At 34.8% G+C, this 24,555-nt stretch carries 22 protein-coding genes; 9 read left to right on the forward strand and 13 right to left on the reverse strand.

Features of this window, described 5'->3' with window-relative positions; translation table 11 throughout:
- Positions 1-41: 41 nt before the first annotated feature.
- The 9 genes from CEY12_RS08490 to CEY12_RS08530 all read right to left on the reverse strand — a co-directional run bounded on the left by CEY12_RS08490 (position 42) and on the right by CEY12_RS08530 (position 9,591).
- Positions 42-1,775, reverse strand: a complete 1,734-nt coding sequence (locus CEY12_RS08490) for a BatD family protein (RefSeq protein WP_089027286.1) — start codon at positions 1,773-1,775, stop codon at positions 42-44.
- Positions 1,775-2,521, reverse strand: coding sequence for a tetratricopeptide repeat protein (locus tag CEY12_RS08495; protein WP_089027287.1), 747 nt, complete (start codon positions 2,519-2,521; stop codon positions 1,775-1,777). Before CEY12_RS08495 ends, CEY12_RS08490 begins: the two co-directional genes overlap by 1 nt.
- 100 nt (positions 2,522-2,621) lie before the next feature.
- A complete protein-coding gene (locus CEY12_RS08500; protein ID WP_089027288.1) occupies positions 2,622-3,629 on the reverse strand; it encodes a vWA domain-containing protein in 1,008 nt (335 codons plus the stop codon).
- Positions 3,629-4,621, reverse strand: a complete 993-nt coding sequence (locus CEY12_RS08505) for a VWA domain-containing protein (protein ID WP_089027289.1) — start codon at positions 4,619-4,621, stop codon at positions 3,629-3,631. Before CEY12_RS08505 ends, CEY12_RS08500 begins: the two co-directional genes overlap by 1 nt.
- Positions 4,614-5,510: a hypothetical protein gene (locus CEY12_RS08510; RefSeq protein ID WP_089027290.1), complete on the reverse strand. Its 897-nt coding sequence runs from the start codon at positions 5,508-5,510 to the stop codon at positions 4,614-4,616. Before CEY12_RS08510 ends, CEY12_RS08505 begins: the two co-directional genes overlap by 8 nt.
- 75 nt (positions 5,511-5,585) lie before the next feature.
- Entirely contained in the window at positions 5,586-6,449 is an 864-nt protein-coding gene (locus CEY12_RS08515) for a DUF58 domain-containing protein (protein ID WP_089027291.1), read from the reverse strand.
- Between the two features lie 102 nt (positions 6,450-6,551).
- A complete protein-coding gene (locus CEY12_RS08520; protein WP_089027292.1) occupies positions 6,552-7,010 on the reverse strand; it encodes a GNAT family N-acetyltransferase in 459 nt (152 codons plus the stop codon).
- Positions 7,011-7,016: 6 nt separating this feature from the next.
- A complete protein-coding gene (locus CEY12_RS08525) occupies positions 7,017-8,021 on the reverse strand; it encodes an AAA family ATPase (RefSeq protein ID WP_089027293.1) in 1,005 nt (334 codons plus the stop codon).
- A gap of 274 nt (positions 8,022-8,295) precedes the next feature.
- A complete protein-coding gene (locus CEY12_RS08530; RefSeq protein WP_089027294.1) occupies positions 8,296-9,591 on the reverse strand; it encodes a hypothetical protein in 1,296 nt (431 codons plus the stop codon).
- Between the two features lie 254 nt (positions 9,592-9,845).
- On the opposite strand from CEY12_RS08530, the gene CEY12_RS08535 reads away from it, so the two are divergent.
- Positions 9,846-11,183, forward strand: a complete 1,338-nt coding sequence (locus CEY12_RS08535) for a peptide-N-glycosidase F-related protein (protein WP_089027295.1) — start codon at positions 9,846-9,848, stop codon at positions 11,181-11,183.
- A gap of 265 nt (positions 11,184-11,448) precedes the next feature.
- Here CEY12_RS08535 and CEY12_RS08540 read toward each other — a convergent pair whose 3' ends face one another.
- Both CEY12_RS08540 and CEY12_RS08545 read right to left on the reverse strand, forming a co-directional pair.
- Complete coding sequence (locus CEY12_RS08540) at positions 11,449-11,988, reverse strand: suppressor of fused domain protein (protein ID WP_089027296.1); 540 nt, start codon at positions 11,986-11,988, stop codon at positions 11,449-11,451.
- Positions 11,989-12,103: 115 nt separating this feature from the next.
- On the reverse strand, positions 12,104-12,541 hold the full coding sequence (locus CEY12_RS08545) for a hypothetical protein (RefSeq protein WP_089027297.1): 438 nt from the start codon (positions 12,539-12,541) through the stop codon (positions 12,104-12,106).
- 529 nt (positions 12,542-13,070) lie between these two features.
- Between CEY12_RS08545 and CEY12_RS08550 the strand changes: the two genes are divergently transcribed.
- From CEY12_RS08550 to CEY12_RS08580, 7 genes are read left to right on the forward strand one after another with little or no spacing between them, the layout of a single operon-like run.
- On the forward strand, positions 13,071-13,541 hold the full coding sequence (locus tag CEY12_RS08550) for a DinB family protein (RefSeq protein WP_089027298.1): 471 nt from the start codon (positions 13,071-13,073) through the stop codon (positions 13,539-13,541).
- Position 13,542: 1 nt separating this feature from the next.
- On the forward strand, positions 13,543-14,301 hold the full coding sequence (rlmB, locus tag CEY12_RS08555) for a 23S rRNA (guanosine(2251)-2'-O)-methyltransferase RlmB (protein ID WP_089027299.1): 759 nt from the start codon (positions 13,543-13,545) through the stop codon (positions 14,299-14,301).
- A gap of 3 nt (positions 14,302-14,304) precedes the next feature.
- The gene (locus CEY12_RS08560) at positions 14,305-15,423 is read left to right on the forward strand and encodes a serine hydrolase domain-containing protein (RefSeq protein WP_089027300.1); all 1,119 of its coding nucleotides are present in this window, start codon (positions 14,305-14,307) and stop codon (positions 15,421-15,423) included.
- Between the two features lie 11 nt (positions 15,424-15,434).
- Positions 15,435-16,481, forward strand: coding sequence for a DUF6263 family protein (locus tag CEY12_RS08565; protein WP_089027301.1), 1,047 nt, complete (start codon positions 15,435-15,437; stop codon positions 16,479-16,481).
- Positions 16,482-16,504: 23 nt separating this feature from the next.
- Complete coding sequence (locus CEY12_RS08570; RefSeq protein WP_089027302.1) at positions 16,505-16,732, forward strand: hypothetical protein; 228 nt, start codon at positions 16,505-16,507, stop codon at positions 16,730-16,732.
- A 32-nt stretch (positions 16,733-16,764) separates the two neighbouring features.
- Positions 16,765-19,305, forward strand: a complete 2,541-nt coding sequence (locus CEY12_RS08575; RefSeq protein WP_089027303.1) for a YfhO family protein — start codon at positions 16,765-16,767, stop codon at positions 19,303-19,305.
- 27 nt (positions 19,306-19,332) lie between these two features.
- A complete protein-coding gene (locus CEY12_RS08580) occupies positions 19,333-20,712 on the forward strand; it encodes a glycosyl transferase family 1 (protein ID WP_089027304.1) in 1,380 nt (459 codons plus the stop codon).
- Here the strand turns inward: CEY12_RS08580 and CEY12_RS08585 are convergent.
- On the reverse strand, positions 20,709-21,353 hold the full coding sequence (locus tag CEY12_RS08585; RefSeq protein ID WP_089027305.1) for a hypothetical protein: 645 nt from the start codon (positions 21,351-21,353) through the stop codon (positions 20,709-20,711). The two genes, CEY12_RS08580 and CEY12_RS08585, sit on opposite strands and share 4 nt — an antisense overlap.
- A 66-nt stretch (positions 21,354-21,419) precedes the next feature.
- Between CEY12_RS08585 and CEY12_RS08590 the strand changes: the two genes are divergently transcribed.
- Positions 21,420-22,391 (forward strand): YpdA family putative bacillithiol disulfide reductase, encoded by a 972-nt coding sequence (locus CEY12_RS08590; RefSeq protein ID WP_089027306.1) that lies wholly within the window; start codon positions 21,420-21,422, stop codon positions 22,389-22,391.
- Between the two features lie 123 nt (positions 22,392-22,514).
- Here the strand turns inward: CEY12_RS08590 and CEY12_RS08595 are convergent, their stop codons facing one another.
- Positions 22,515-24,545: a TonB-dependent receptor gene (locus CEY12_RS08595; RefSeq protein WP_089027307.1), complete on the reverse strand. Its 2,031-nt coding sequence runs from the start codon at positions 24,543-24,545 to the stop codon at positions 22,515-22,517.
- Positions 24,546-24,555 lie beyond the last annotated feature (10 nt).

Genomic DNA, 24,555 nt, shown 5'->3' on the forward strand with positions numbered 1-24,555 from the left:
CCGTATTTTAATAATTTCGCAAAAATATGAAAAAAAATTAACTATTTGCTAATCTTTGAATATAAATTAACGATAGCGACTAGAAGTTCATCTATTCCCTCTGAGGATTTCACAGGGGAAAACTTTTCAATCTGAATCTTTTGGGAAAGCGTTCTATATTCCTCTGCCACAGAGACACCTTTATAACTCTCCAAGAATTTCACAAAATCCTTTGTGGAACCCTGGAAATACTCTTTTCTTACTTCCGCATCCAGTTCATCCACCGTTTCAAAGAATTTGTGATATTCTTTGCCATCCTTCAGATTTTCTAAATAACTAAAATAATCATTGACATCAGTTCTTAACTTCTGTCTTATTTCATTTTCTGTTTCAGCAACAGAACCAATAGGTTTTAGTGGTACGGTTTCCTTAACTAACTTGCGTTTTTTCTGCCAAGTCTTAAATAGAAGATACAGCAAAAATAACCCTAAAAGGATCGCAATATTCACCAGAAGAATATTCCAATGAAATTTGTTCTTTTCTTTGACTTTAAACGTTGTTGTTTTCAAAACCGGTGTATTTACCGTTTCCAAAAGACTGTTTGTATATTCATTTACCCTTTCTACGGTAGAACGGGATTCAAGGATCTGATCATGAGAAAATGCATTAAGCGCCAGTGTTTCCTGTCCCAGATTCACATATTCTTTATTGGCTGGATTAAAGAATGCAAACTCTTCCGTTTTAATCGAAATTGGGCCTGCCTTTTTTGGAATAATAACATAGTTCGCCAAAACTTCTCCTTTTATTCCGGCCATTCCCGGAATCACTTTAGAAGTAATCTTCGGAGCAAAAAAATCATAATCCGGGGACTCAGCAATTTTAGGAAGGCTCATATCCGTCAAGTTTCCTTCTCCTGAAACCTTCACAATTACATTTAAAGGCTTTTTAACTTCTACTTTTTCTTTGGAAGCATTAAGAACACTTACATTAAAATTTCCTACAGCATTTTTAAAACACTCCGGAGAACCTTCTGGAAGTCTTTTTACATTGAGCTTTACCTTGTTGGAAACGATTTTATTTTTATTAGCATAACTGCTTAGAGAAGCCGAAACAGAAGGAACTTCCACATAACCTGCAGCATTGGGGAATATCATGAACATGGCCAAAACCTGTGAAGCCATATTTCCATAATCAGAAGGATCAATTTCCGATCTATTGTAATTAATGGCGTGAACGTTGATATTACCCTGATCAGGAAGTCTGATATTTTTAATTTTTCTAAAATTGTCAATATTTCTGGAATACACCTTCAAAACAGCGATAGTAGGCTGATCCTGGTATACTTCCTTATCTTCAATTTCCATATTCAGATATACTTCATTGGAAGTACTGGCTACGGATTTTTTCTCACCATCCTTTACAAAAATATCAAAAGGTTCGGTCTTATAAATTTTATTATTGATGGTAACCAGTACAGAGCCGATCTTTACTTTTCCTTTTTGTTTGGGCTCAAGAGCTACACGGGTTACATACTGAGTGATTACTGTATTGGTTTCAGGATCCATATACCCACTGCTTACAGATCCGCTTCCCACCATATTAAATTTAGACAGATCGGGTAAACGTAATGGGGTCTGTTGATTATATTCACTCCCGTTCAGTTCCAGAACAATGGTAAGATTGATGATATCTTTACTGCTGTAATCTGTTTTATCCGGAGTTACAGAAATGTTTACTTGTCCGTAAGAAATTACGGACGTAAGTATCACAAGTATGTAAATCAGTTTATATTTCATCACCAATCTTTCTCGTTGCTTTCAGGCATCGAATAAGAATTTTTATTTAAAATTCTTCTGGCGGTTTCTTTTTCTTTTTCGCTTACTTTATTTAATATTGCGTTTTCAAGATCCTTAGGCATTTTACCTTCATTGTTCTGGTTCTTGTCAGGATTATTTCCTTGCTGACTTTCCCCTTGATTTTGCTGGCCTTTACCCTGATCTTGTTTTTGATCTTTTGGATTGCCTTTTTGATCATCATTTTGTTGTTGGTCTTTTCCACCACCGCCTTTTCCAGACTTATTTTGTTGGTTTTTCTTTTGCTCGTTTTCTTTTTCCTTCAACTTCGCAATTTCATAATTCTTTCGAGTAGCTTCATTATAGGGATCCTGTTTCAAGGACTGCTTATAAAAATCTGCCGCTTTATCCGGCTGATTCATCTGCATATAAGTATTCCCTAAATTATAAAGAGCCGCAGCTTTATCCGGCAAGGTTTGAGACAGCTTTTGTGCCTTTTCAAATTCGCCCCTTGCTTCTTCATATTTTTTACTTTTATACAAAGCATTTCCTAAATTGTAATGGGCCGTAAAATCTTTTTCATTGGATTTTATGGCTTCCATGTATTTAGAAGATGCACCATCATAGTTTTTACCATTAAATTTTTGATTGCCTTCATATACCAGAGTTCGGTAATTCTCCTGAGCAAATAAGGAGCCTGACACCAGAAAAGCAATTATAAACGATAAAAAAATGATTTTAGTATTCATTATATGCAAAATTATTCCTTTATATGTTAATAAACAGGCCTTTATTTGTTAAAATTCGGTTAAAGTATCTTGTGAAAAAATAGGAAAAAAACCAGAGAAATCAAACATTAAAATCTCTTTTGGGATTAAAAATATAAATGAGGAAAAAAAACAGTAAGGATACTGCTAAAAAGTATTGATAATAGTGGTTGGCATTTTGAGATTTCACCATGGTTTCAGAAGAGGACATTTTTTTATTCAAAGCATCCATAATTCTGTCGGGTGCCTCATTGACATTATTTCCATCGATGTAGGACCCTCCGGTAGATTCAGCCATTTTCCTCAATGCTCCTGTCTGTCTTTTCGAGATCACAGTTTCTCCGGCCCTGTCTGCTTTATACCCCATTAACTGTCCAAAAACGTATTCCGGAACCGGCGCCCCTTCATCAGAACCTATCCCCACAGAAGTAACCATAATACCCTCTTTATTTGCCAGCTTTGCTGCTGCATTATCATTTCCTTCATTATCTTCTCCATCACTTAGCAGCACCACTTTCCTGGATCCTTTGTTTATATTTTTGAATTTACTAACCGCTGCCTGCATCGCTTTCAGAAAATCTGTTCCCTGAATCTGCATTGAACTTGTTTCAATTCCATTAATATAGTTTTCGGCCGATGTATAATCCGTTGTCAAAGGCATAATAGAAGTTGCTTCACCCGCAAAAATCACAATACCTATTTTATCATTTTTCATCTTCTGCATGGTATTGATCATAAGATTTTTCGCTTCATTCAAACGGTTTGGATTAATATCCTCTGCGTTCATCGAATTGGAAACGTCGAGCATAAAAATGACATTGTTTAATTTTTGATTCGTTTTGATTTCCTCAGACCCGCTCAATAAATCAATGATCGCAAAAATTAAAAATAAGGATCCAAGAAGGTATAAGGCAGGAAACAACTTTGTAAAACCAGACCTTTTCTCAAATAAATCTTCATGAAACTGGCTGTCTGCAAAAATATTTTTCCGTTTATTTTTCCATTTGAGATAACGGACCAATAAAAGACTGAGCAGCGGCAATAGCAACAGCAACAACAAATACCAATAATTTCCTAAATACCAATTCATCAGCTCAAAAATTTATAAAAAACCCATCTCAGCAAAGCATCAACAACAAGCAGTCCCAGGGCTATCCAAAGAAAAATTTTAAAATATTCCTGATAGTTATACAATTTCGAAACTTTCACATCCGATTTCTCCAGTTGATTGATCTCATCATACACTTCTTCAAGACTGCTATTGGAAGTAGCTCTGAAATATTTTCCGCCCGTTGTCTGGGCTATTTCCCGTAAAATAGGTTCATCTATTTTAACTTCTGTTTCTGTAAATACAAGATCTCCAAAAATATCCGTCTGGGTTGGCATCAGGGCATACCCATTGGTCCCAATCCCAATCGAATAGACTTTTATGTTATTATTCTTTGCAAGCTCTGCTCCCACCTGTGTAGGCATTGCATTTTCAATGGTATTTACCCCATCTGTCATCAGAATAATAATTTTACTCTTAGCTTTGCTGTTCTTTAAATGGTTGACCGCTACTGAAAGCCCCTCTCCGATTGCAGTACCCGGCTGTAGCTCCAATGGGTTAAGATTTTTTAACTCATCAATAACAACCTCATGATCAGAAGTTACAGGAACCTTAGTGAAGGCCTCACCGGAATACGTTACAAGACCTAATCTATCATTGGGACGTTTTTCAACGAACTTTATAGCGATATTTTTAAGCGCTGTTAAACGATCCGGTGTTAAATCTTTAGCCAGCATACTTAAGGATACGTCTACAGACAATACAATATCGATTCCTTTGGTATCGTCCCTATCTTGCGAAATGTTAAAAGTTCTAGGTCTTGCCATTGCAATAATGAGGGCAGAAAGTATGATATATTTTGAGACTTTCAGTAAAAATAAGACCACCTGAATTTCACCACTGTTATTCATATTTTTTACAGTGGGAACTTTTATACCCTTTCTTTTCTGTTTACTTATATCCCGAAATAAGATGGGAATAAATAGCAAAAAAAGCAATAAAAACCATGGACTATAAAATTCGAAATTAAACATCCTTTCTTAAGTTTTCAAATTCAAGATCATGAGAAGATCTTTTTACAAATTCTCTGATCTCAGCATAATCATTCTCCATCGTCTGCTGGTCAGGGAATGTTTTAGCAAACTTCACCAGATCCCCTCTTAAAAACACCTCCTCTACCACTTTTTCATTCTCAAGAGAAATGGTATTATTTTTCTTCATCAGATGCACAAGGTCATCTGTAAGCAATACATCAGCAGGCAGATGATATTGTTTAGTGATGAACTTTCTTGAAATATCAATCAGTTCAACATAAAAGGAACGGTAATTTCCTTCTTCTATATATTTTTTCTTTTTAAGTGATTCCAGTTCTTTTAGCGTTTGATTGGTTGCAACAGCAGGACTGGCTTTCGACTTGCGCCCCCATTTCAGATACATGAAAATCGCAACAATTAATGCAATAACCGATAAAGCCGCTAAAACATACCATTTATAAAGCTCCCAATAATCTTTGGTTCCCAGCTTTATTTCTTTATTCTTCATAATATCATTAATCTGATCTCCTTTTTGAGCCGTATTAATAACATCTATTTCATAAGGGATGGTCTTTAATATTTTATCTCCTACTTTAAATTCGAGAACGGGAATGGTAAACTTGCCTTCTTCATATACAGCAAATTCAATTTTTCTTTCATAGGAGTTGGGTTGAGTTCCGATGCTATCCTTAACTTCTTCAAAATGAAATGGCAGAAGCTCATTTTTAGCCGCTGCACTTACTTTCTGATTGTTCAGGTTATCAATTTTAACCACAAAATGATTAACCTCACCCAAAGCAATAGTCTGCTTTTCCAGATGCGAAGAAAGGATCTGTGAAAATGCACTAGCACAGATCAAGGAACATAATATAAATAGTATTTTTTTCAATTTCACTTCAATTTTGGCTTAAAGCCTCATATATTTCATTATCACGATATCAAATATCGTGTGTCTATAAAACAGTTATTTCCGCTGAAAATAATTATACAGCAATCTTGAATAATCTTCTCCCGCAGCTACATTCATAAAGCTGGCAGAGCTATTGGCAAAATCATCTTCTATCGCTCTTATCTTTTGCTTCTGGGCCTCAGCGAATGTATATCTCCATCTGGCATTTGAAGTATTTGCCCAAACTTGTTTTCCTGTTTCAGAATCATAAAATAATGCATATCCAACATCCGGAATTTCATTATCTTTTTCGTCATAAATTCTCATCCCCAACAACTGATGCTTTTTTGAAGTCACCCTCAGCATTTTGGAATCATATTCATCTTCAAAATCTGAAAAAAGAAAAACGAGAGATTTTCTCTTGAAAATCCCCATCATATATTCTAATGCTTTATCGACTTTAGAAACCGCCGGAACATAATCCGCAGTTAAAATATTACTAATAATCGAAAGGATATGTTTCCTTCCTTTTTGAGGAGGAATCACTTTATACACCTTATCTGCAAATAATATCAGCCCTACTTTATCATTATTCCCTGCCGCTGAAAACCCTAAGCTGGCTGCAATTTCTGCTACATACTCTCTTTTCAGCTGGGTTTTTGTTCCATAATCCATAGAGGCTGAAATATCCACCAGAATCATCATCGTCAACTCCCGTTCCTCTTCCATTACCTTCACAAAAGGTTCACGGAAACGAGCGGTTTTATTCCAGTCGATTCTCCGGATCTCATCCCCAAACTGATAGGGACGAACCTCAGAAAAAGTCATCCCCTGCCCTTTAAAAGCACTGTGATATTGTCCCATCAAAGTAGCTTCCGTTTTCTTTCGGGTACGGATCTCTATTTGCTTTACTTTTTTTACAATATCTTTTATCTGCATATATTTGGTAGTTGAAAATTGAAAGTTTAAAGTTGAAAGTGTTTAGTGTGGGATAAATTCCGTCGCTTTCAATTTTCCATTTTCCGCTTTCAATTTTTCTATTTAGTCTTTAAAATCAATAGATACATTAAGCCATTCATTATCAAATTTTGGGCTGTATTTTTTATAGAAGTTGATCGCAGGTTCATTCCAGTTCAATACCTGAAACATCATTCCACTGTAGTTATTAGATTTTCCAAATTCCAGAGTAGCATCAAACAGTTTTTTTCCAATCTGCTTCCCTCTCATTCTTTCAGTCACCACAAGATCCTCAAGATACAACCTTCTCCCCTTCCAGGTTGAATATCTGTTATAATACAAGGATATTCCAACGATCTCAGCATCCACCTCTGCCACAAAAGCTCCCCAAACAGGTGAGTTTCCAAATCCGGCATCAACAAACTCCTCCAAAGTCACGGTGACTTCGTGCAGAGCCTTTTCATATTCAGCAAGCTCTTTTATAAGCTCCAGCATAGGACCGCAATCCTCCTGAACCGCTCTTCTGATCATAACATCATTCATAAATACTTAGGGTGCTTGAATTTTTGCTAAAATCCTATTAACAATTTCTTCAGATGATACTTCTTCAGCCTCTGCTTCGAATGTTAAGCCAATCCGATGCCTTAAAACGTCTTTAGCCAGCTCTTTTACATCTTCGGGAATTACAAATGCTCTTCCTTTTAAAAATGCATAGGCTCTGGAAGCAATGGCTAAGTTGATAGAAGCTCTTGGTGAAGCTCCGAAGCTGATATAGTTTTTAAGATCTGAAAGTCCATAGTTTTCAGGATAACGGGTCGCAAAAACCATATCCAGAATATATTTTTCAATCTTTTCATCCAGATAGATCTGATTGATAAGCTCTTTTGCATCTACAATATCCTGAAGAGAAATAACTGCCTGTACGCTAGGTTGATGGGAAGTTGAAACCATCCGCATCACTTTTCTTTCATCTTCAAACTCAGGATAATCTATCTTACACTTCAACATAAAACGATCGCTTTGTGCTTCAGGTAATAAATAAGTTCCTTCCTGATCAATCGGGTTTTGAGTTGCCAATACTAAAAATGGCTTCGGAAGTTTCATTGTTTCATCTCCAATGGTCACCTGCTTTTCCTGCATCACCTCTAAAAGGGCAGACTGAACTTTTGCCGGTGCACGGTTGATCTCATCTGCAAGCACAAAATTGGCAAATACTGGCCCCTTTTTTATGGAAAAATCATTGTCTTTAATATTGAATATCATCGTTCCCACGACATCTGCAGGCAGCAGATCCGGAGTAAACTGAATCCTTGAAAAGTCACCATGAACCGCATCAGCTAAAGTTTTTATCGCTAAAGTTTTAGCCAGTCCCGGTACTCCTTCCAACAGCACATGACCATTCCCCAAAAGACCTACCAAAAGGCGGTCTATCATATATTCCTGTCCAATAATAACTTTGTTGATCTCCTGCCTAAGTAGAGAAAACAAGTAATTCTTCTCTTTTACTTTCTCTGTGAGCTGGCGAATATCTTCTGCTTGGTATGTATCTGACATAGCTTAATTTAAAATAGTTGGTAAATTTCTAATAAATACTTGCATTAATCAACACAATGAATGCCATTTTTGAGTTAAAGTTTGTTAAATATTTTTGCGATTTATCGAGATAATCAGAATATGCACTTTAGCTTTAATTCATTTATTACACTAAGAATACAAATATCATAGCGTTAGTCTCTTTATAGAATTTAATTGTAGGCTTAAAAATAAAACTTGAAGATTAGCTGTACTAATCTCCAAGTAATAAAGTTTTCCGATAAATTATTGTTTATTATAATTTAGTGATTGTAAGAGTAAATACATCTTCTGCTACATCAGTAGTTTCTTCGTAAGACCCTACATTCATATAATACTCGGTTCCTGCAGTAGTTGTAATAGTAACCGTTTCCGCTGCTGCTGCACCACCATTATCTACCGTATCCACACATACAAGACTGGTACAGCTTCCGCTGTACACACCTATCTGAGGATCAAAAGCACTTCCCGCAGGCATAGTCACTTTAATCGTGTATTGACTGCCATCTCCTACCATTTTGAACCATGTACCATCATTCATTGCGTCAGCACATACACTTATATTTCCTGCATTATTCGTTGTAGAAACAGCATCAAGTTGTGTATACGTATAAGGAAAAGCAGATGCAATCAGAGCTCCGGAACAGGCATCGTTTGCCGGAACAGGAGGAACCGTTTTAAAAACTATATCCGCACAACCTGAAGATCCAACACCTGCTGAAACAGAGGTTACTCTTAAATAATAATTTGTACCTGGATTAAGTGGTGTTGATGGAGAAAAATTAGTCGCTGTTACAACTTGTTGATTAATAACATCTGTACCACCTGGAGTGGTTCCTATTGAAACTTTATAAGAATCTGCACCAGAAACAGGAAACCATTTAATAGCAGGAGACAAAGGAATAGACTGCGCGTTATTCGTAGGATATACAATGAAAGGACAGGCAGGAGTAGCTGCCGGCGTTAATCCTAAAATAGATATTGCCGATTTATAATCCGCTCTTATTCCACCCGGTGGAGTTGCAGGATCAATAATTCCACCATCTCCCTTATAATATAAAGTTGAATAAGGAGTATGTGGATATACATGAAAGACCTCATCAAAATTATTAATATCTATACTTTGAGAGTTTTCTTTTGCAGCCACCACCAGATTATCTGCATTGTTATAAGTAAACGGGGTAGCAAAAGAAATGATAACCTTCCCATTATTATTCGACACTGTACCCGCAAAAACCTGAGTCAACTGTGAAACCGGAATCCAGTCGGTACCGGATACAAACCCCGTCTTTGATGTATGCCCGAGATAAACGGTCCAGTTTGAAGAATCTGCAATAGTTGCCGATGAATCCAAGTAGAATGTAAGGCCCGTAATATTTCCTGCAGCATTCGTATTTAATTCCTGTTTAGGATAAATCTGCTGAACATATGAATAGGAAAAAAAACTACTTATTGGTGCAGTTCCAACACTTGTACTTCCGATATTTAAATTTATTTGAGCATTAAGCATCAACACTGCCGATAAAAAGGATAAAAGTAAAATTTTTTTCATATTTAATAAAACTAATAAGGTAAACCATGCTAATTTAGCATTAAAGTTTTAATTTCTATAATAAATATAATTTTTTTTACGATTAAAATTTCAATTCCATCGACTACACAATGTTGTAAAATGGCTTCCAATAAGCATTCCCATCAATGAAATTTATGTAATTAATAAAATTTTATCCATTATTATAAAAAGTCAACCAAGAGATCTTTATTTTAGATATATATTTTAATATATTTGTATCAAACACCAACAATATGCATAAAAAGCTATTTTTTTTAAGTCTTTTTTTTATCGCTCTCTTTAAAGCACAGACAACAACAGTAACAAATGTGATTTCGCAGGCTGTTTATTACGATGGTTATGCGGCTCCAGTTTCCACACCTGTTCCTGCAGGTTTGATCAGGCTATCAAATACGAGATACGCAAGAAAACTTACAGATGCTGAGCTTAATTCTTTTAAGGCCAAGATTGCAATGAGGGTGACTATTGGTGCTTTATGTGATAACTATGACCGCTTAGGAAGTGTTTTTTTAGCTATGGTTCCTAAAAATCAACCTACCTATACTGTAGATGACACTAATGTAAAAAGAATTGAAGTAGGGAGATATATTACCCCATTCATGAATAAAAACCGTTCTCCTCTGGAAGTTCCTTACACCTATGATTTAAGCAATTTATACAGTGTATTTCATGATAATGGATTGCGTACTAATTATGATATGTATATGGAACTGGATGTATTTGGCGTTCCTTACGCCGCACAAACTCAGGTAGCGGGATGCACTGGAAGAATTGATGTTTTTTCAGGTACTTTAACTTTCTTCTCAACCAATACAGCAGCAACTGTTTCAGATTACAACAGCCTAGTTCCATTATTAAGTTACAGCAAATTAAATAATTATAACAGCACCGATGTTACAGGTGAAACCGTCAGACTTTTAACGTTCAATTTACCAAATGCTATTACTGACGCCCATTTCTTTGTCATATCTACTCCTCATGGTGCAAACAGCGGTGGTGAAGAGTATGTAAGAAGACAAAACTATACCTATATAGATGATGTACAGGTTCTCACTTATACTCCCGGAGGAATTTCCTGTGAACCCTACCGAGTGTACAATACACAAGGTAACGGAATTTACGGATCCGTTCCAAAAAGCTTCGCTGACTGGACTTCATGGAATAACTGGTGTCCGGGTAATTCCGTTCCAATCAGAGGATTTACACTTCCCAATATAACTGCAGGAAATCATACCCTGAAACATACGATACCAACAGCCGTATTTAATCAGCAGCAGGGTGATGTATTTTTATCTGTTTATATGCAAGGTAAAAGCAATGCTGTCTTGAATGTAAAAGATGTTAAAACCATAGACGTTACTATTTATCCAAATCCAACCTCAGACTTAGTCAATATAAAATCAAAAATAGACGTAGCTTCTATAAGTCTTTTCAGCATAGATGGAAAAAAATTATCTGAAAATTACAGAGAAAACAAAATAGATCTGTCAGCTTATCCTACAGGTGTTTATTTTTTAAATATTGTCTTAAAAGATGGAACCACTTTTAAACATAAGATTGTTAGAAAATAATTAAAAAAGATCTTGGATAACAATATCCAAGATCTTTTTTACAAAAGCAAGGAAGGATAGAATAATTAATTTTCGCATTAAAGAATAATAAATGTAATTATATAAAAATAGAATAACCATTGCAGTTGCAGTGGTTATTCTATTTACAGCCAAGGATTAGATTGCAATATTCAAATTTTCATATAACTTGTCAATTTATATGATTTATCCATTCTCCGCGATTATTTAAACTTAAAAAGGTATGTATAGTAAATATATAGATTAATTACCAGTAATATTTATTACGCTTTAAATCCCATAAATCATTTATTTCATTTTTCTCAAGAAATTCCTCAAAAGCATTCCAGCCTTTTTCTCTTATTAATTGGGCTTCTTCCTGATAAATTGGTATTATTAGGGGAAAAACAACTCCTTTATTTTCTAAGATTAGCTCTTGAAAATCATTATCAAAATAAAAAGGCAAAGTGAAATATAATGAATTCATTTTTGTTTCTGAAGTCATCGTGAAATTAAAAGATATAACATCACCATGGAGCACTCCTTTTTTATTATCAATCAAATATTCGACAAAACTCGTTAAAAATGAGGCTATCTCATTTTCATTATATTTTGACATACACACAAAAGTAAATTCGTAATAATAATCAATAAAATAGTGATTCATTCCCAATGTAGAGTATGTCCTGATATCTTCAAATGGAATATTATCATACAAAGAAATTGTAAGATTGTATTTTTTATCTAAAACATCTTTTACTCTTGATATTTCTCCAATATATTTTTCTAAATGCTCTACTACTATCATCTAAAATAATTTAATAATTTTTTTTTATCTATTGATGTATATAAAGTATGTATTCTCACCATAACATCTATTAATAGTTTACACAATTACTAATAAAATAAGCAGTACACTGTTTCTAAAGATTAATATTATTCTGTACAGCTAATTCTTTTATCTTACAAGTTTTATTTTCTTCATTAATGAGCCCTTTTTTTATATCCAATAATAATTCTTCCAATGTCACTTTATAAAGATTAGCTTTATTATTTGACAAGAAATTAATTATTTCATCTAAGGCATCATCATAATCTTCCAATCCACAATAAGCTAAATATTTTAATTGAGAAGCATATTCATTATTACTATTCTTTTGCAACAATATATCAGCTATATGAATTGCCAAATCATATTTTTCAACTTTATAATATGAATATGCGAGAAATAACAATTTGTAACTATAATCTTTTGAGGAAAGTTCATTTAAATTATTTAAAACATCAATAGCTAATTCATATTGTTCATTATCAATCAAATCTTTAGCTTTTTGTAAGTCCTCTTTCATAGTTAGATCCATAATTTATCTTTTTGATATTTTTAGGGATTAAAAAATATCTTTCTTGGAAGTTATATTTACTCTTATACCCCTTCGTTGAATCGTTAGGCTCATTGTCCATTTAGTACTACAAATTTATATGTATTTACTAAAGTATGTAATAAATATGTTTATTATATTTTTCCAAATACAAAGTTCACAAATAGCAGTACAACTAAAGCTGGAAATATTCCCTAGGATTATTGTCTCTTACTTAGTGCCTGTTACTCGAATACGCGCATCACGTGTATGCCGATAGCATTTATTTTTTAAATATTGTCTTAAAAGATGGAACAACTTTTAAACATAAGATCATTAGGAAATAAAATAAAGAGATCAGAACTAATCACAATCCCTCCTTTGAGTATTTTCACAGGAGGGATTTTTTTATAAAAAAGAAAATAATAAATAACGTGTTTAGCTGGATTTAAGAACATTTACCCTAATCCTTATCCAAAAAATTGTCATTTCCAGTTTATTAAACTATTTTTGGTGATTAAAATTTTGTAAAATGAATTATCATTTTCAAGCTCACAGACAGGTAAGGAGAAACCTTTTGGATATATTGCAAAATACTTCCCATGAAGACCTTTTGCTCATTCCTGATGGATTCAACAACAATATGTATTGGAATATTGCACATACTGTTGCCACTCAGCAGCTTTTGCATTATTACCTGAGTGGTAATCCTTTTCGAATCGACAAATATTGGATCGAAACCTATAAAAAAGGAACCTTACCCAACTTAAACGTTCAGAAGTCTGAAGTAGAAGATCTGGAGTTTTTACTCACTGAAACTTCAAAGATTTTAATGAAAGATTATGACAGCGATTTCTTTTCAGATTACACTCCTTATACGACAAGTTTTGGTATGGATCTGAAAAGTATTCAGGATGCGATCATCTTTAACAATATGCATGAAAGCCTCCATTATGGGTATCTCATGTCACAGAAACGAGCAATTTTAGGAGAAAAATATTAAAATGACAGATAAGAAAGACGACTTTATTTTCGGGTTACGCCCCGTAATAGAAGCTATTGAAGCAGGAAAAACCATTGACAAGATCTTTTTGCAGAATGCACTTCAAGGTCCGATATATGCTGAACTAAAAGCAGTTTTAGCACAAAATAAAATACGTCCAAACTACGTTCCGATTGAAAAACTAAACCGTTTTACAAGAAAGAACCACCAGGGAGTAGTTGCCTTTATATCGGATGTTCCTTTTCATAAAATAGAGGATATTGTTCCCCAATTATTTGAACAAGGAAAGACTCCGTTTTTATTAATTCTGGATCGATTAACTGATGTTAGAAATTTCGGTGCGATCTGCAGAACCGCAGAATGCGTTGGAATTGATGCTGTAATCATTCCTGAAAAAGGAGCTTCACCAATTAATTCAGATGCGATCAAGACTTCGGCTGGAGCTATTTATAATGTGAAAATCTGTAAGGAGGCTAATTTAGCGCACACCGTGGATTTCCTTCAGCAAAGTGGGATTTCAGTATATTCGGCTACAGAAAAAGCACAGAAGCTGATCTATGATGTAGACTTCGCTGCCCCTTGTGCTATTGTAATGGGTAATGAGGAAACCGGAATTTCAAAAGAAGTATTACATCATTCTGATGAAAAAATAAAATTACCTATTGAAGGAAAAACTCAATCATTAAATGTTTCTGTTGCGTGTGGAGCGATTTTATATGAAGCGGTAAGACAGAAAATGTCTATCACTCCAAATCCTTAATCCATGAAAATAAAGTTTCTTTTACCTTTTTATTTTGTGCCTCTTGTTTTGAATGCACAGACTAAAAATATTCCAACAGACAATCCTTTGGCCAACGATTTTGATCAGCTTGTTCACAAAGAGGTGTCTGCCTATATGAAAGATCCTGCTCGTGTTGGACTTTCTATTGGTATTATTAGAAATGGTAAAAGCTACTTTTATAATTATGGGACCACAAAAAAAGAGAAAGAAGAACTTCCAACTTCAAAGGATGTTTACGAAATAGCTTCTATTAGTAAAACCTTTACAGGAACACTTTTAGCACATGCTTTAGTAGATAAAAAAGTAAATCTGGACGATGACATCCGAAAATATCTCGATGGAGATTATCCAAATTTAGAATTTAAAAAACATGCAATAAAAGTAGCCCATCTGACGAATCATTCTTCGGGATTGCCACAGTTTGTACCGGATCAATCTGCAAATTTTAAAAAACCTATGGATTCTATTCCATTTATCCTGACCGAGGTTTATAAAAATTATTCACGAAAGAAATTTGCGGAAGATCTTCATGCGATCAAAATTGATGCAATTCCGGGAACAACCTATAAATATTCTAATGCGGGAGTTCAGATTATAGGAGATATTCTGGAAAAAGTATATCATAAAAGTTTTCAGAACCTTCTCGAAGAATATATTACAGAACCTCTTAACATGAAGCAAACCATAGTTGGCACGAACTCTGCTCAACTATTAACCGGTTATAATGAAAAAGGAAAAGTAATGCCTAGAAATACAACAAGTATTATGGCACCGGCGGGTGGAATTTATTCAAGTACGGGAGATATGGTAAAATACATTCAGTATCATCTGAACAAGAATGACAAATATGTAGTAACGTCTCATACACCTATTGTAAAAAGTGATGGTGACGAGATCGGACTACTCTGGAGAATTCATAAATATAAAGACAAAAACCTATCTTTTTGGCATACTGGCGGAACATTTGGTTTTTCAAGTGTTTGCCAGATCTATCCCGAAAAAAATATGGGAATAGTGATACTTACAAATGAGTCCGATATGTCTTCCCAGGGAAAATTACAGGATATCGCAGAAAATATATATAACAGTAGTAAAAATTAAAATAAAGAAAAATGAAAAACATAGCAGCAATAGCGCTAATATCCATAGCATTAGTTTCATGTAAAAAGGAAACGGCAAAAATTACAAAAGTAGATCCTAAAACAGGAAAGACCATTACCGTAGAAGTTCCGGCTGATTCCATTGCAAAAGTAGCAGAAAATGCGGCTATTAAAGATTCAGCAGGCATTTACACTCAGACTTTTAAGCTTGAAAAAGGAAAAACATATCCTTTAACGACGTATCAAAGAGATGTAAAAACAATGACTGACCCTCAGGGTAAAACATTAAACGGAACAAGTGAAGCAACAGATGAAATGAGTTTCACGGTAAATGATATTAAAAATAATGTTTATGATATCACACTTAACCTTATTGCAAAGAGAAACTCTCAGACCGCAGAAGGAAAAACAATCGTTGTAGATACTAAGCAACCCATTCCTAAAGAGGATGATCTTAAAATGATCTGGAATATCAACAGAGCATTGACTAGCAATAAGCTGAACATGAAAATGGATACTAAAGGAAATGTCATTTCAATTACAGGTTTTGAGCCTGTTTACACAAAAGTGTCCAATGCCGTTGGTACTTTGGTGAAAGATGCTAACCAAAAAGCGAGTGTAGTTGCCAGTCTGAAAGAAAGCTTCAATGAAAAAGTTTTAAAAGACCAGTTCAGCAAAAATCTTACAATGATGCCTAAAAAAGGGGTTAAAATTGGAGAAAAATGGACAAACACAGAAAACGCTGATCCAAATGGTAAAATAAAAGTTACCTCAAACTATGTACTTAAAAGTGTTGGCAATGGTATTGCTGAAATTGGCGTAACAGGAGGAATTCCTAAAAAGACAGACAAACAGGCTCAGGGAGCTATGACGCACAGCATCAGCAGCGAGTTGGTACAAAACGGTACCATCAAGTTTGACGAAAATACAGGATGGATTACCAACCAGAATATTACCGTAAAAACCACTCAGGTAGAAACCATTTCAGACGGAAAACAATCCCAGTCTATGAAGAGTGTTTCCAATTCTTCTGTAATGGTAAACCCTTCTGCTAAATAATAGAGGTTTATAAATAAAAAAATATGAAGTGGATTTTTGAGCTAGTACTCACAGCTATTATTCTTTTCTTTGTCTGGAATATCCTTAAAAGGCTCTTCTTTAAGACTTTTTACAGTTATCGATTCAACAACGATAACAATAATAAACAGCAGGATATACAAAACTCGAATAAGAAGACGAATCAGAAAATCAATTGGGACGCAGAGACTGTGGACTATGAAGAAGTAAAAGAAACTAAGGATAAAAGGTAAAATTTCCAAGAAAATAAAAGATAATAACCAGCATGGCGAAAAATAAAAACTTAATTTATATTGCAATTTCATTAGTTGTATTTATAGTTTTAGCATTTTTATATTCCACTCCTGTTTTTACGGGGAAACAGCTTTTCCAGCATGACATTGTTCAGTACCGGGGAGGAGCAAAAGAACTCCTTGATTACAGAGCTAATAATGAAAAAGAAACCTACTGGAGTGACTCCATGTTCGGGGGGATGCCCACCTATCAGATGGGTAGCCAATTCAAAGGGGATATCATTAAGAAAATTGATAGCAACCTGAATTTCCTACCGAGACCTGTTAATTATCTTTTTTTACTTTTTGCCGGATTTTTCCTTTTGGGAATGGTAGTAGTTAGGAACTGGAAGTATGCATTACTGGGTGCCACCTTCTTTGGGCTGTCTACCTATTTTTATATTATTATTGCTGCCGGACATAATGGTAAAGTAAACACAATTGAATACTTTGCCCCTCTTTTAGCCGGTATATTATTGGTTTACATAAGAAAGAAGTATATTATCGGGTTTATTGTAACCACTCTGTTTATGGGACTGCAGATTGCTGCCAACCATCCACAGATGACCTATTATCTTTTCCTTGCTTTAGGGTTCTTGTTTATCTCTGAGTTGATCAGGGTTATTCAAAAAAAGACTCCAATGAAGCACTTTGTTATTTCATCGGCTATTATTGCTGTTTCCTGTATCATTGGTGTAGGAATGAATTCTCAAAGAATAATGGCCAATTCTGAATATATCAAAGAAACAGTTCGCGGAAAACAAATCTTAAATACAGAAAGCCATACATCAGGAAAATCCGGAATGGATAAAGAAAGTATGCTGATGTGGAGCTATGGAAGGCTTGAAACGCTTAATCTTTTCATTCCAAGATTGATGGGTGGAGGAAGTCAGGAGCCTGAAGCTAAAGAAATAATGAACCATGTTCAGGAAATGATTCAGGAAAATGTTTCCTCTCAGGCTGAGATGGATAGAATTTCTAAAGGTTTTTCTTCTGTGACCTATTGGGGAGATCAACCGGGAACTTCGGGTCCTGCTTATCAGGGCGCCATTGTTTGTTTTTTAGCACTTTTAGGATTCTTTTTTGCAGGAAAAAAATACCGTTACTGGATTTTAGGAGCTTCTATTCTGACTATTTTCTTAGCCTGGGGAAGCAACTTTATGCCATTGTCAGATTTCTTTATCGACTATGTACCATTTTACAATAAATTCAGAGCACCATCTTCCATTCTTGTAGTGGTTGAACTACTGCTCCCATTAATTGCTATTATCGGTTTGTACAGATTCTTTATTGACGAAAAATTAACGGAAGAATATAAAAAGAAAATACTTCTTTATGTAAGTGGCGGAACTTTAGGGCTTCTTTTAATTCTATTAATTTTTGGAAAAAGCCTTTTAGGTTTTGCAACAGATAACGAAAAATTGTACTTCCCTCCTTTCCTGCTTGATTATCTGGTAGATGAAAGATTTAAATTATTCAAAATTGATGCAATAAAAGCATTCATTTATGTAGCCATAGCTGCTGTAGTTTTATTCATGACCATGAAGAAGAAACTAAGTCAGAATATTGCATTGATCATTATAGGGATAGTAAGTTTATTTGACTTATGGACAGTAAACAAGCGTTATCTGAATGACGAAAATTATGTAGATAAAGTATTTGCAGAAAACCCTTTTCAGACTGAAAGTTCTGATCTACTGGCGGAAAAAGTTCAGGCCAATCCAAGTCTCGGATCTATCTTAGCCAACGTTAATGTCAATAAAGCATTAGAAACCATCGCTGAAAAAGATAAAACTCATTACAGGATTTTCAATAATATTCTTGGAACCTTCAGTGAGACCAATACTTCATACTTCAAGTCCTCTATTGGGGGTTATCATGCTGTTAAATTAAGAAGGTATGATGATGTGATCAATGAGTATTTTCAAACAATGGATTCTGTAAGGGTTCCTAATGTTCTCAATTTATTAAATGCTAAATATTGGGTTTTAGGAGGTCCTGAAAAGCCACAAACAATGCCTAATACAAAAGCCAATGGTAATGCTTGGTTTGTAAGTGATGTACAATTTGCTAAAACTCCAAACGAAGAAATAAAATCAATTGGTGTTATCAACAGTAAAAGGACCGCAGTAGTTGCAGCTGAAGATAAATCATATTTTGATAACAAACCCGTTCAGGCGGACTCTACAGCATTCATTAACCTGACGAAATACCAACCTAATGAACTGGAGTTTAAATCCAAATCTAAAACACCACAGTTAGCCGTATTCTCTGAAATTTACTATCCTCATGGTTGGAAGATGTTTGTAGATGAAAAAGAGGTTCCTTATATCAAAGCAGATTACTTACTTCGTGCTGTTCATGTTCCGGCAGGAGAACACCATATCAGAATGATTTTTGAACCAGAGGTTATTGAGAAAGGAAAATGGATTTCTCTGTTTTGCTTTGGACTATTCATCGTTTTAAGTGCCTTTGGTATTTTCTGGATCAACAAAAAGAAAAAGGAAGAAGAAGTTACTGAAAAAACAGCTTAAAGCTGTAAGTTCATCTTTTAAAGTTCTATGGAAAAGAAGAAAATTCTTATCATTACTTACTACTGGCCTCCTGCAGGAGGTCCCGGTGTCCAGAGGTGGCTGAAATTTGCAAAATATTTACCCGAATTCGGCTGGGAACCTATTATTTACACACCGGAAAATCCGAGTTATCCTTTATTGGACGAGAGTTTATTAAAAGATGTTCCAAGAGATCTGAAGATCGTTAAAACAACTATTTGGGAACCTTATCAGCTCGCCGAAAAACTGAATAAAAGCAATAAAAAATTTAAGGCCGGACAATTTGATGTGGGTAAAAACCAAAGCTGGAAATCTAAACTTTCCATTTGGGTAAGAGGAAACTTCTTTATTCCTGATGCAAGAGTTTTTTGGGTAAAACCATCGGTGAAATTTATAGAGCATTATTTAAAAGAAAATAAGATTGATACCGTGGTTACTTCAGGGCCGCCTCATTCTTTACATCTTATAGGTTTGCAACTTAAAAAGAAAATTCCAACATTAAAATGGATCGCCGACTTCCGAGATCCATGGACAGAAATTTCTTATTATAAACATTTAAAGCTCACCAAAAGATCTGATCAAAAACATCGGAAATTAGAAAGTGATGTTTTTAAAAATGCAGATATTACTTTGGCAACCAGCTATACTGATGCTGAAAACTTCCGGAAAAACGGAGCCAATGCGGTCTGTATTACGAATGGTTTTGATGAAAGTGATTCTACTGAAAAGGTAAAAAAGCAAAAAGGCGAAAAAGCTGGGTGGACGGATGGTGAATTTGTAAAATCGCAGAATCCTGAAACCGCGGACTCTCAAACTCTCAAATCTTCAAACCCTCAGACTCATTTCACTTTGAGTTATATTGGTGTATTAGAGCAGCTTCGGAACCCGGAGAACTTATGGAAAGTGCTTGATCATCTTGTACAAACAAATTCTGATTTTGCACAGCATTTTTCACTGAAGTTTGCAGGCAGAGTAGATGATAAAATTCTGGAAGCTCTTAATGGTTCTAGTTTAAAAAACCATATTCTGGATCTGGGATATATTTCCCATGATAAAGCAATTGAGGAAATGCAAACTTCCGATATACTTCTGATCACAAATTTTCCAAATGAATCTTCCAAAGGGATCATTCCGGGAAAAATTTTCGAATATTTAGCAACAGGAAAACAGATTATCTCATTTGGTCCGGACAAAGCCGATGTTTCTAAGATCTTAGAAGATACATATGCAGGAAAACACTTCAGTTATGAGGATTTTGATGCTGTCCAATCTTTTATAGTACAGAAATTTGAACTCTGGAAAAAAGGAAATCTTCTTGAAAACACTCAAAATATTGAACAGTTCTCAAGAAGAAATCTTACTAAAAAATTATCTGAAATTTTAGGTTAAATCGTCCATTGATCGTTAACAACAGCAATTAAATAATATTTTCCCTGAAATTCTTCATAGACAAAACGAAGGGTCTTCCAGTCCATTTCTCCATATTTCTCTGTGCCCTTGATATAATTTTCAGTGAAATCATGCTTTGGATAGATTTCTTCCAGATTATTCAATGAATTACCTCCGCCCTGAAATTTATTAAAAGAGTAGGAAGAAGTGGTATAGTCTTTGGAGAAAACCCATTTTCCCAGATAGTTTTTAATCGTTTCTTTATACAAATCTCCTGAGCCATCATGCGATCCCCAGGTAAACTGTGTTTGTGTTTGAACATATTTTTCAAAATCAGCCTTAGAAAAATGTTTATCCTCTTTGACATCAATAAAAGCATACATTGAAAAACGAATCCCTTTTTGAGGATGAATAAATTCAGAAAATTTTTGATAATCCTTATTTTTTAAGGCCTGTAGAATCTCATCATTGGTTCTTTTTATCACCTCTCCTTTCTCAGCCTCACTGATCTTTGGAACAGCAGTAATACTGTCTCCTTTTACCTGAGCCGTTGAATCAACAGTATTGATGGATGGTTTTTCTGTATTCTTTTTACAGGCTACAAGGCTTATGATCAATAGTGGAATGAATAGTTTTTTCATCTTTTTTTAATGTTAATTAAAGAAAATCACCAAAACTAATGCCAGAAAAATAAGTAAATTTGTTATATGGAAGTTTTAGATATCCTTATTATCGGAGGTGGCCCTATTGGTTTGAACTGTGCCCTGGAAGCACAAAAAAATAATCTCTCTTATTTAATTGTTGAAAAAGGAACAATCGTCAACTCACTGTATAATTATCCTTTATACATGCGTTTTTTCTCTACACCCGAAAAACTGGAAATTGCAGAAATCCCCTTTATATCAACGGCCCCTAAACCCGGCAGGCAAGAAGCTTTAGAATATTATCAGGGAATTACAAGACAAAAGAACCTCAACATCCATCTTTATGAAACGGTTATCAAGGTCTCTAAAACCGATGGAATATTTGAAATTGAATCCTCTAAATCCAAATACTATTCAAAGAATGTGATCATTTCCACAGGCTTTTATGACATCCCTAATCTGATGAATATTCCGGGAGAAGATCTAGAGAAAGTCAAGCATTACTATTCCGAACCCTATCCTTATGCCCAACAGAAAATTGTTGTGGTGGGCTCAAGTAATTCGGCAGTAGATGCAGCCCTGGAAACCTATAGAAAAGGAGCTGAAGTCACCATGATCATCCGTCATTCCGAAATATCGAAAAGTGTAAAATATTGGGTAAAGCCTGATATTGAAAACAGGATTGCAGAAGGGAGTATTACTGCCCACTTTCAGTCTGAGCTGATCGAAATTAAAGAGCACAGTGTTGTATTCAGGGATCAAAATGGCCTGATTAATGAAATTAAAAATGATTTCGTCCTTGCTATGACCGGCTATCTTCCAAATTTCAATTTTCTGAAGAGTTCCGGAATTGAGTTGCAGGGTGATTGTCTTAATCCGGTGTACCATCCCGAAACTATGGAAACCAACATCCAGAATCTTTATCTGGCGGGAGTGGTTTGCGGCGGAAAGGATACCCATTTGTGGTTTATCGAAAATTCCAGAATCCATGCGGACATGATTATCAAGAATATTGTTAAAATGAAATCGTTTTAATTAAATGCTAAGGCGAAACGACTTCATTTTTAAATGTTTAAATTCCTGCAGAATGACAATAGTATTATAAATCATTTCAATACAGATTAGTAGAAAGTATTGGGGCTGAGTAGATTAAAAAGATTAAAAGTCAGCTTTTACCCCAAAAATAAAATTTCTTTTTGCTGCAGGATTATAAAAACGGTTTCCAAAAGCATTGGTATCAAATCCTAAGACATAGTCTGTATTATAAAGATTCTGAATCTGAAGATAGAGATTCAGCTTTGTTTTTTCAAACTGAACGGGCAATCTCAATTGAATATTCCCAACAATATTCGATTCTGACCACACTGAATTAGCATCATTTAAGGGAATTTTTGAAGTATAAAAATGAGAATAATCGATGCCTAATTTATTCAAAATAACAAAATTAAATAAGCTGTTTATTGTCGTTGCCGGAACACCAGTTAAATCATTTCCTGAAAAATTTTTATCTCCCTGCGCATAATCTCCAAATTTAAACTTGTAAAAGCTGCCTGAGAATCTGAATTTAAACTGATTAAACACATTATTATCAGTATTAAAGCTTTTTGATTCCACCAATACTTCAACTCCTTTTTGAATCACATTTCCCTGGTTGACAAAAAAATCCTGTCCTTTTTCATTTTGTCGCCTTACAATGGCATCTTTCATTCTAAAATCAAAATAACTTCCCTCTACAAACAAAATATTACCCAACTGCTTACGGATCCCAATTTCTTTATTCCATCCGTATTCCGGAACTAAGTTTAGATTAAATTCCTGACTGGAAGAACGGATCTCTTCATTTGTCGGAGCGGAATTACCCTTTCCGATTTTAGTTCTTATGGAAAATCCCTTTTCTAAAAGGTATGTGACCCCAAAATTGGGAAGCCATTGTTTTTTGAAATTCACTTTTCCTTTACTGGTTCCAGGATAAAGCCGTTCCCATTCATAAGAATTGGAATTTAAGCTTAGTGAAATATCCGTAAAAAGTTTTTCATTAAAATTTAATTTTTGTGATAAAAAATAAAACCCTGAGGTATTCTTAAGATTGTCAAAATTTTGTGGGTTTCCTTTTACCCCTTGGTTATTATCATAATTTCTAACTACGATAGAATTAATTCCCCCTTCAAATCCGAATCGCCACGCTGACTTAATCCTACCCCAATCCTTCTCATAATTGATGTGAGTCCGTAAAGCAAAGTTCCTTTCGAACCTATTTTCATAATTTGTGATAAAAGGATTTTTAAAGTCAACATAAGAGCCCTGTATCATAACAAAATGAGAAAATTCCGGACTCAAATCAATCTCATTGGAAATACCGGCTAATATCATTTTATTCCGAATTCCTGCATCCTGCTCACCCGCACCTGGAAGCATTGATGTTGCGGGTCTTGCCTGCTTTCTATCCTTCTCCATTTGTTCCATCGTCAAACCTCCCGGGGTTTGATAATCAAGATCAGAGAATAAAACCATCGCTTTAAGAGAGGCTTTTTCAGCATATTGAAAATGGTCTTTTAAAAATATCTGCTTTCTTTTGACTGCGGACTGCTTGCGATAGGAATCGCTTTGGTAATAATTTTGGAACACCTCAAAAAAATGCTTTCCTGTTTGTTTTGAAAGATCAAAGCTCTGGTTAAAAGTTCCATAACTTCCTACAGACAGGTTAGCAGATGTATTTTCTGAAGATCTTGTTTTAAGAAGAATAGTACCGCCTGTAATAGCACCATAATCACCACTTTCAGGACCTTTATACAATTCTATCTTATCGATCAGTTCCGGAGAAATAAGATTAAAATAGGTGTTTCCTGAGGCATCCGAAAGAATGAAATCATCCATATACACCTTGACATTACGTACCCCAAAAGGAGACCGTAAGGTACTTCCTCGGAAAGAGATCCTGTAACTTCCGGGAGACCGTTCCTCCATTCGTGCACCAGGAATCTGATTGATGGATTCAAGCATCCGTTCAGGAGTATTCTGATTCAAAAGACCTCTGGAAACTACGGAAACAGACTTGGTAGAATTGATATAGGAAGTTGGCTTTTTATAAGCATCTATTTTTACTTCGGAAATCAATTCGACAGAATCTCTTCTTTGAGAAGAGAAAAATGAACAGACAGTGATAAAGAGTAAAAAACAGATTCTCACCATAATACAAAAC

The sequence above is a fragment of the Chryseobacterium sp. T16E-39 genome (assembly GCF_002216065.1).
Lineage (GTDB): Bacteria > Bacteroidota > Bacteroidia > Flavobacteriales > Weeksellaceae > Chryseobacterium.

Excerpts from the sequence above, each read along its gene's own strand:
- rlmB (WP_089027299.1), top strand. The coding sequence starts at position 13,543 with ATGACAGATAAGAAAGACGACTTTATTTTCGGGTTACGCCCCGTAATA.
- CEY12_RS08565 (WP_089027301.1), top strand. The coding sequence starts at position 15,435 with ATGAAAAACATAGCAGCAATAGCGCTAATATCCATAGCATTAGTTTCA.
- CEY12_RS08590 (WP_089027306.1), top strand. The coding sequence starts at position 21,420 with ATGGAAGTTTTAGATATCCTTATTATCGGAGGTGGCCCTATTGGTTTG.
- CEY12_RS08500 (WP_089027288.1), bottom strand. The coding sequence starts at position 3,629 with ATGAATTGGTATTTAGGAAATTATTGGTATTTGTTGTTGCTGTTGCTA.
- CEY12_RS08570 (WP_089027302.1), top strand. The coding sequence starts at position 16,505 with ATGAAGTGGATTTTTGAGCTAGTACTCACAGCTATTATTCTTTTCTTT.
- CEY12_RS08545 (WP_089027297.1), bottom strand. The coding sequence starts at position 12,541 with ATGGATCTAACTATGAAAGAGGACTTACAAAAAGCTAAAGATTTGATT.
- CEY12_RS08580 (WP_089027304.1), top strand. The coding sequence starts at position 19,333 with ATGGAAAAGAAGAAAATTCTTATCATTACTTACTACTGGCCTCCTGCA.
- CEY12_RS08540 (WP_089027296.1), bottom strand. The coding sequence starts at position 11,988 with ATGATAGTAGTAGAGCATTTAGAAAAATATATTGGAGAAATATCAAGA.
- CEY12_RS08495 (WP_089027287.1), bottom strand. The coding sequence starts at position 2,521 with ATGAATACTAAAATCATTTTTTTATCGTTTATAATTGCTTTTCTGGTG.
- CEY12_RS08525 (WP_089027293.1), bottom strand. The coding sequence starts at position 8,021 with ATGTCAGATACATACCAAGCAGAAGATATTCGCCAGCTCACAGAGAAA.
- CEY12_RS08585 (WP_089027305.1), bottom strand. The coding sequence starts at position 21,353 with ATGAAAAAACTATTCATTCCACTATTGATCATAAGCCTTGTAGCCTGT.
- CEY12_RS08560 (WP_089027300.1), top strand. The coding sequence starts at position 14,305 with ATGAAAATAAAGTTTCTTTTACCTTTTTATTTTGTGCCTCTTGTTTTG.
- CEY12_RS08595 (WP_089027307.1), bottom strand. The coding sequence starts at position 24,545 with ATGGTGAGAATCTGTTTTTTACTCTTTATCACTGTCTGTTCATTTTTC.
- CEY12_RS08550 (WP_089027298.1), top strand. The coding sequence starts at position 13,071 with ATGAATTATCATTTTCAAGCTCACAGACAGGTAAGGAGAAACCTTTTG.
- CEY12_RS08530 (WP_089027294.1), bottom strand. The coding sequence starts at position 9,591 with ATGAAAAAAATTTTACTTTTATCCTTTTTATCGGCAGTGTTGATGCTT.
- CEY12_RS08575 (WP_089027303.1), top strand. The coding sequence starts at position 16,765 with ATGGCGAAAAATAAAAACTTAATTTATATTGCAATTTCATTAGTTGTA.
- CEY12_RS08515 (WP_089027291.1), bottom strand. The coding sequence starts at position 6,449 with ATGCAGATAAAAGATATTGTAAAAAAAGTAAAGCAAATAGAGATCCGT.
- CEY12_RS08490 (WP_089027286.1), bottom strand. The coding sequence starts at position 1,775 with ATGAAATATAAACTGATTTACATACTTGTGATACTTACGTCCGTAATT.
- CEY12_RS08535 (WP_089027295.1), top strand. The coding sequence starts at position 9,846 with ATGCATAAAAAGCTATTTTTTTTAAGTCTTTTTTTTATCGCTCTCTTT.
- CEY12_RS08505 (WP_089027289.1), bottom strand. The coding sequence starts at position 4,621 with ATGTTTAATTTCGAATTTTATAGTCCATGGTTTTTATTGCTTTTTTTG.
- CEY12_RS08520 (WP_089027292.1), bottom strand. The coding sequence starts at position 7,010 with ATGAATGATGTTATGATCAGAAGAGCGGTTCAGGAGGATTGCGGTCCT.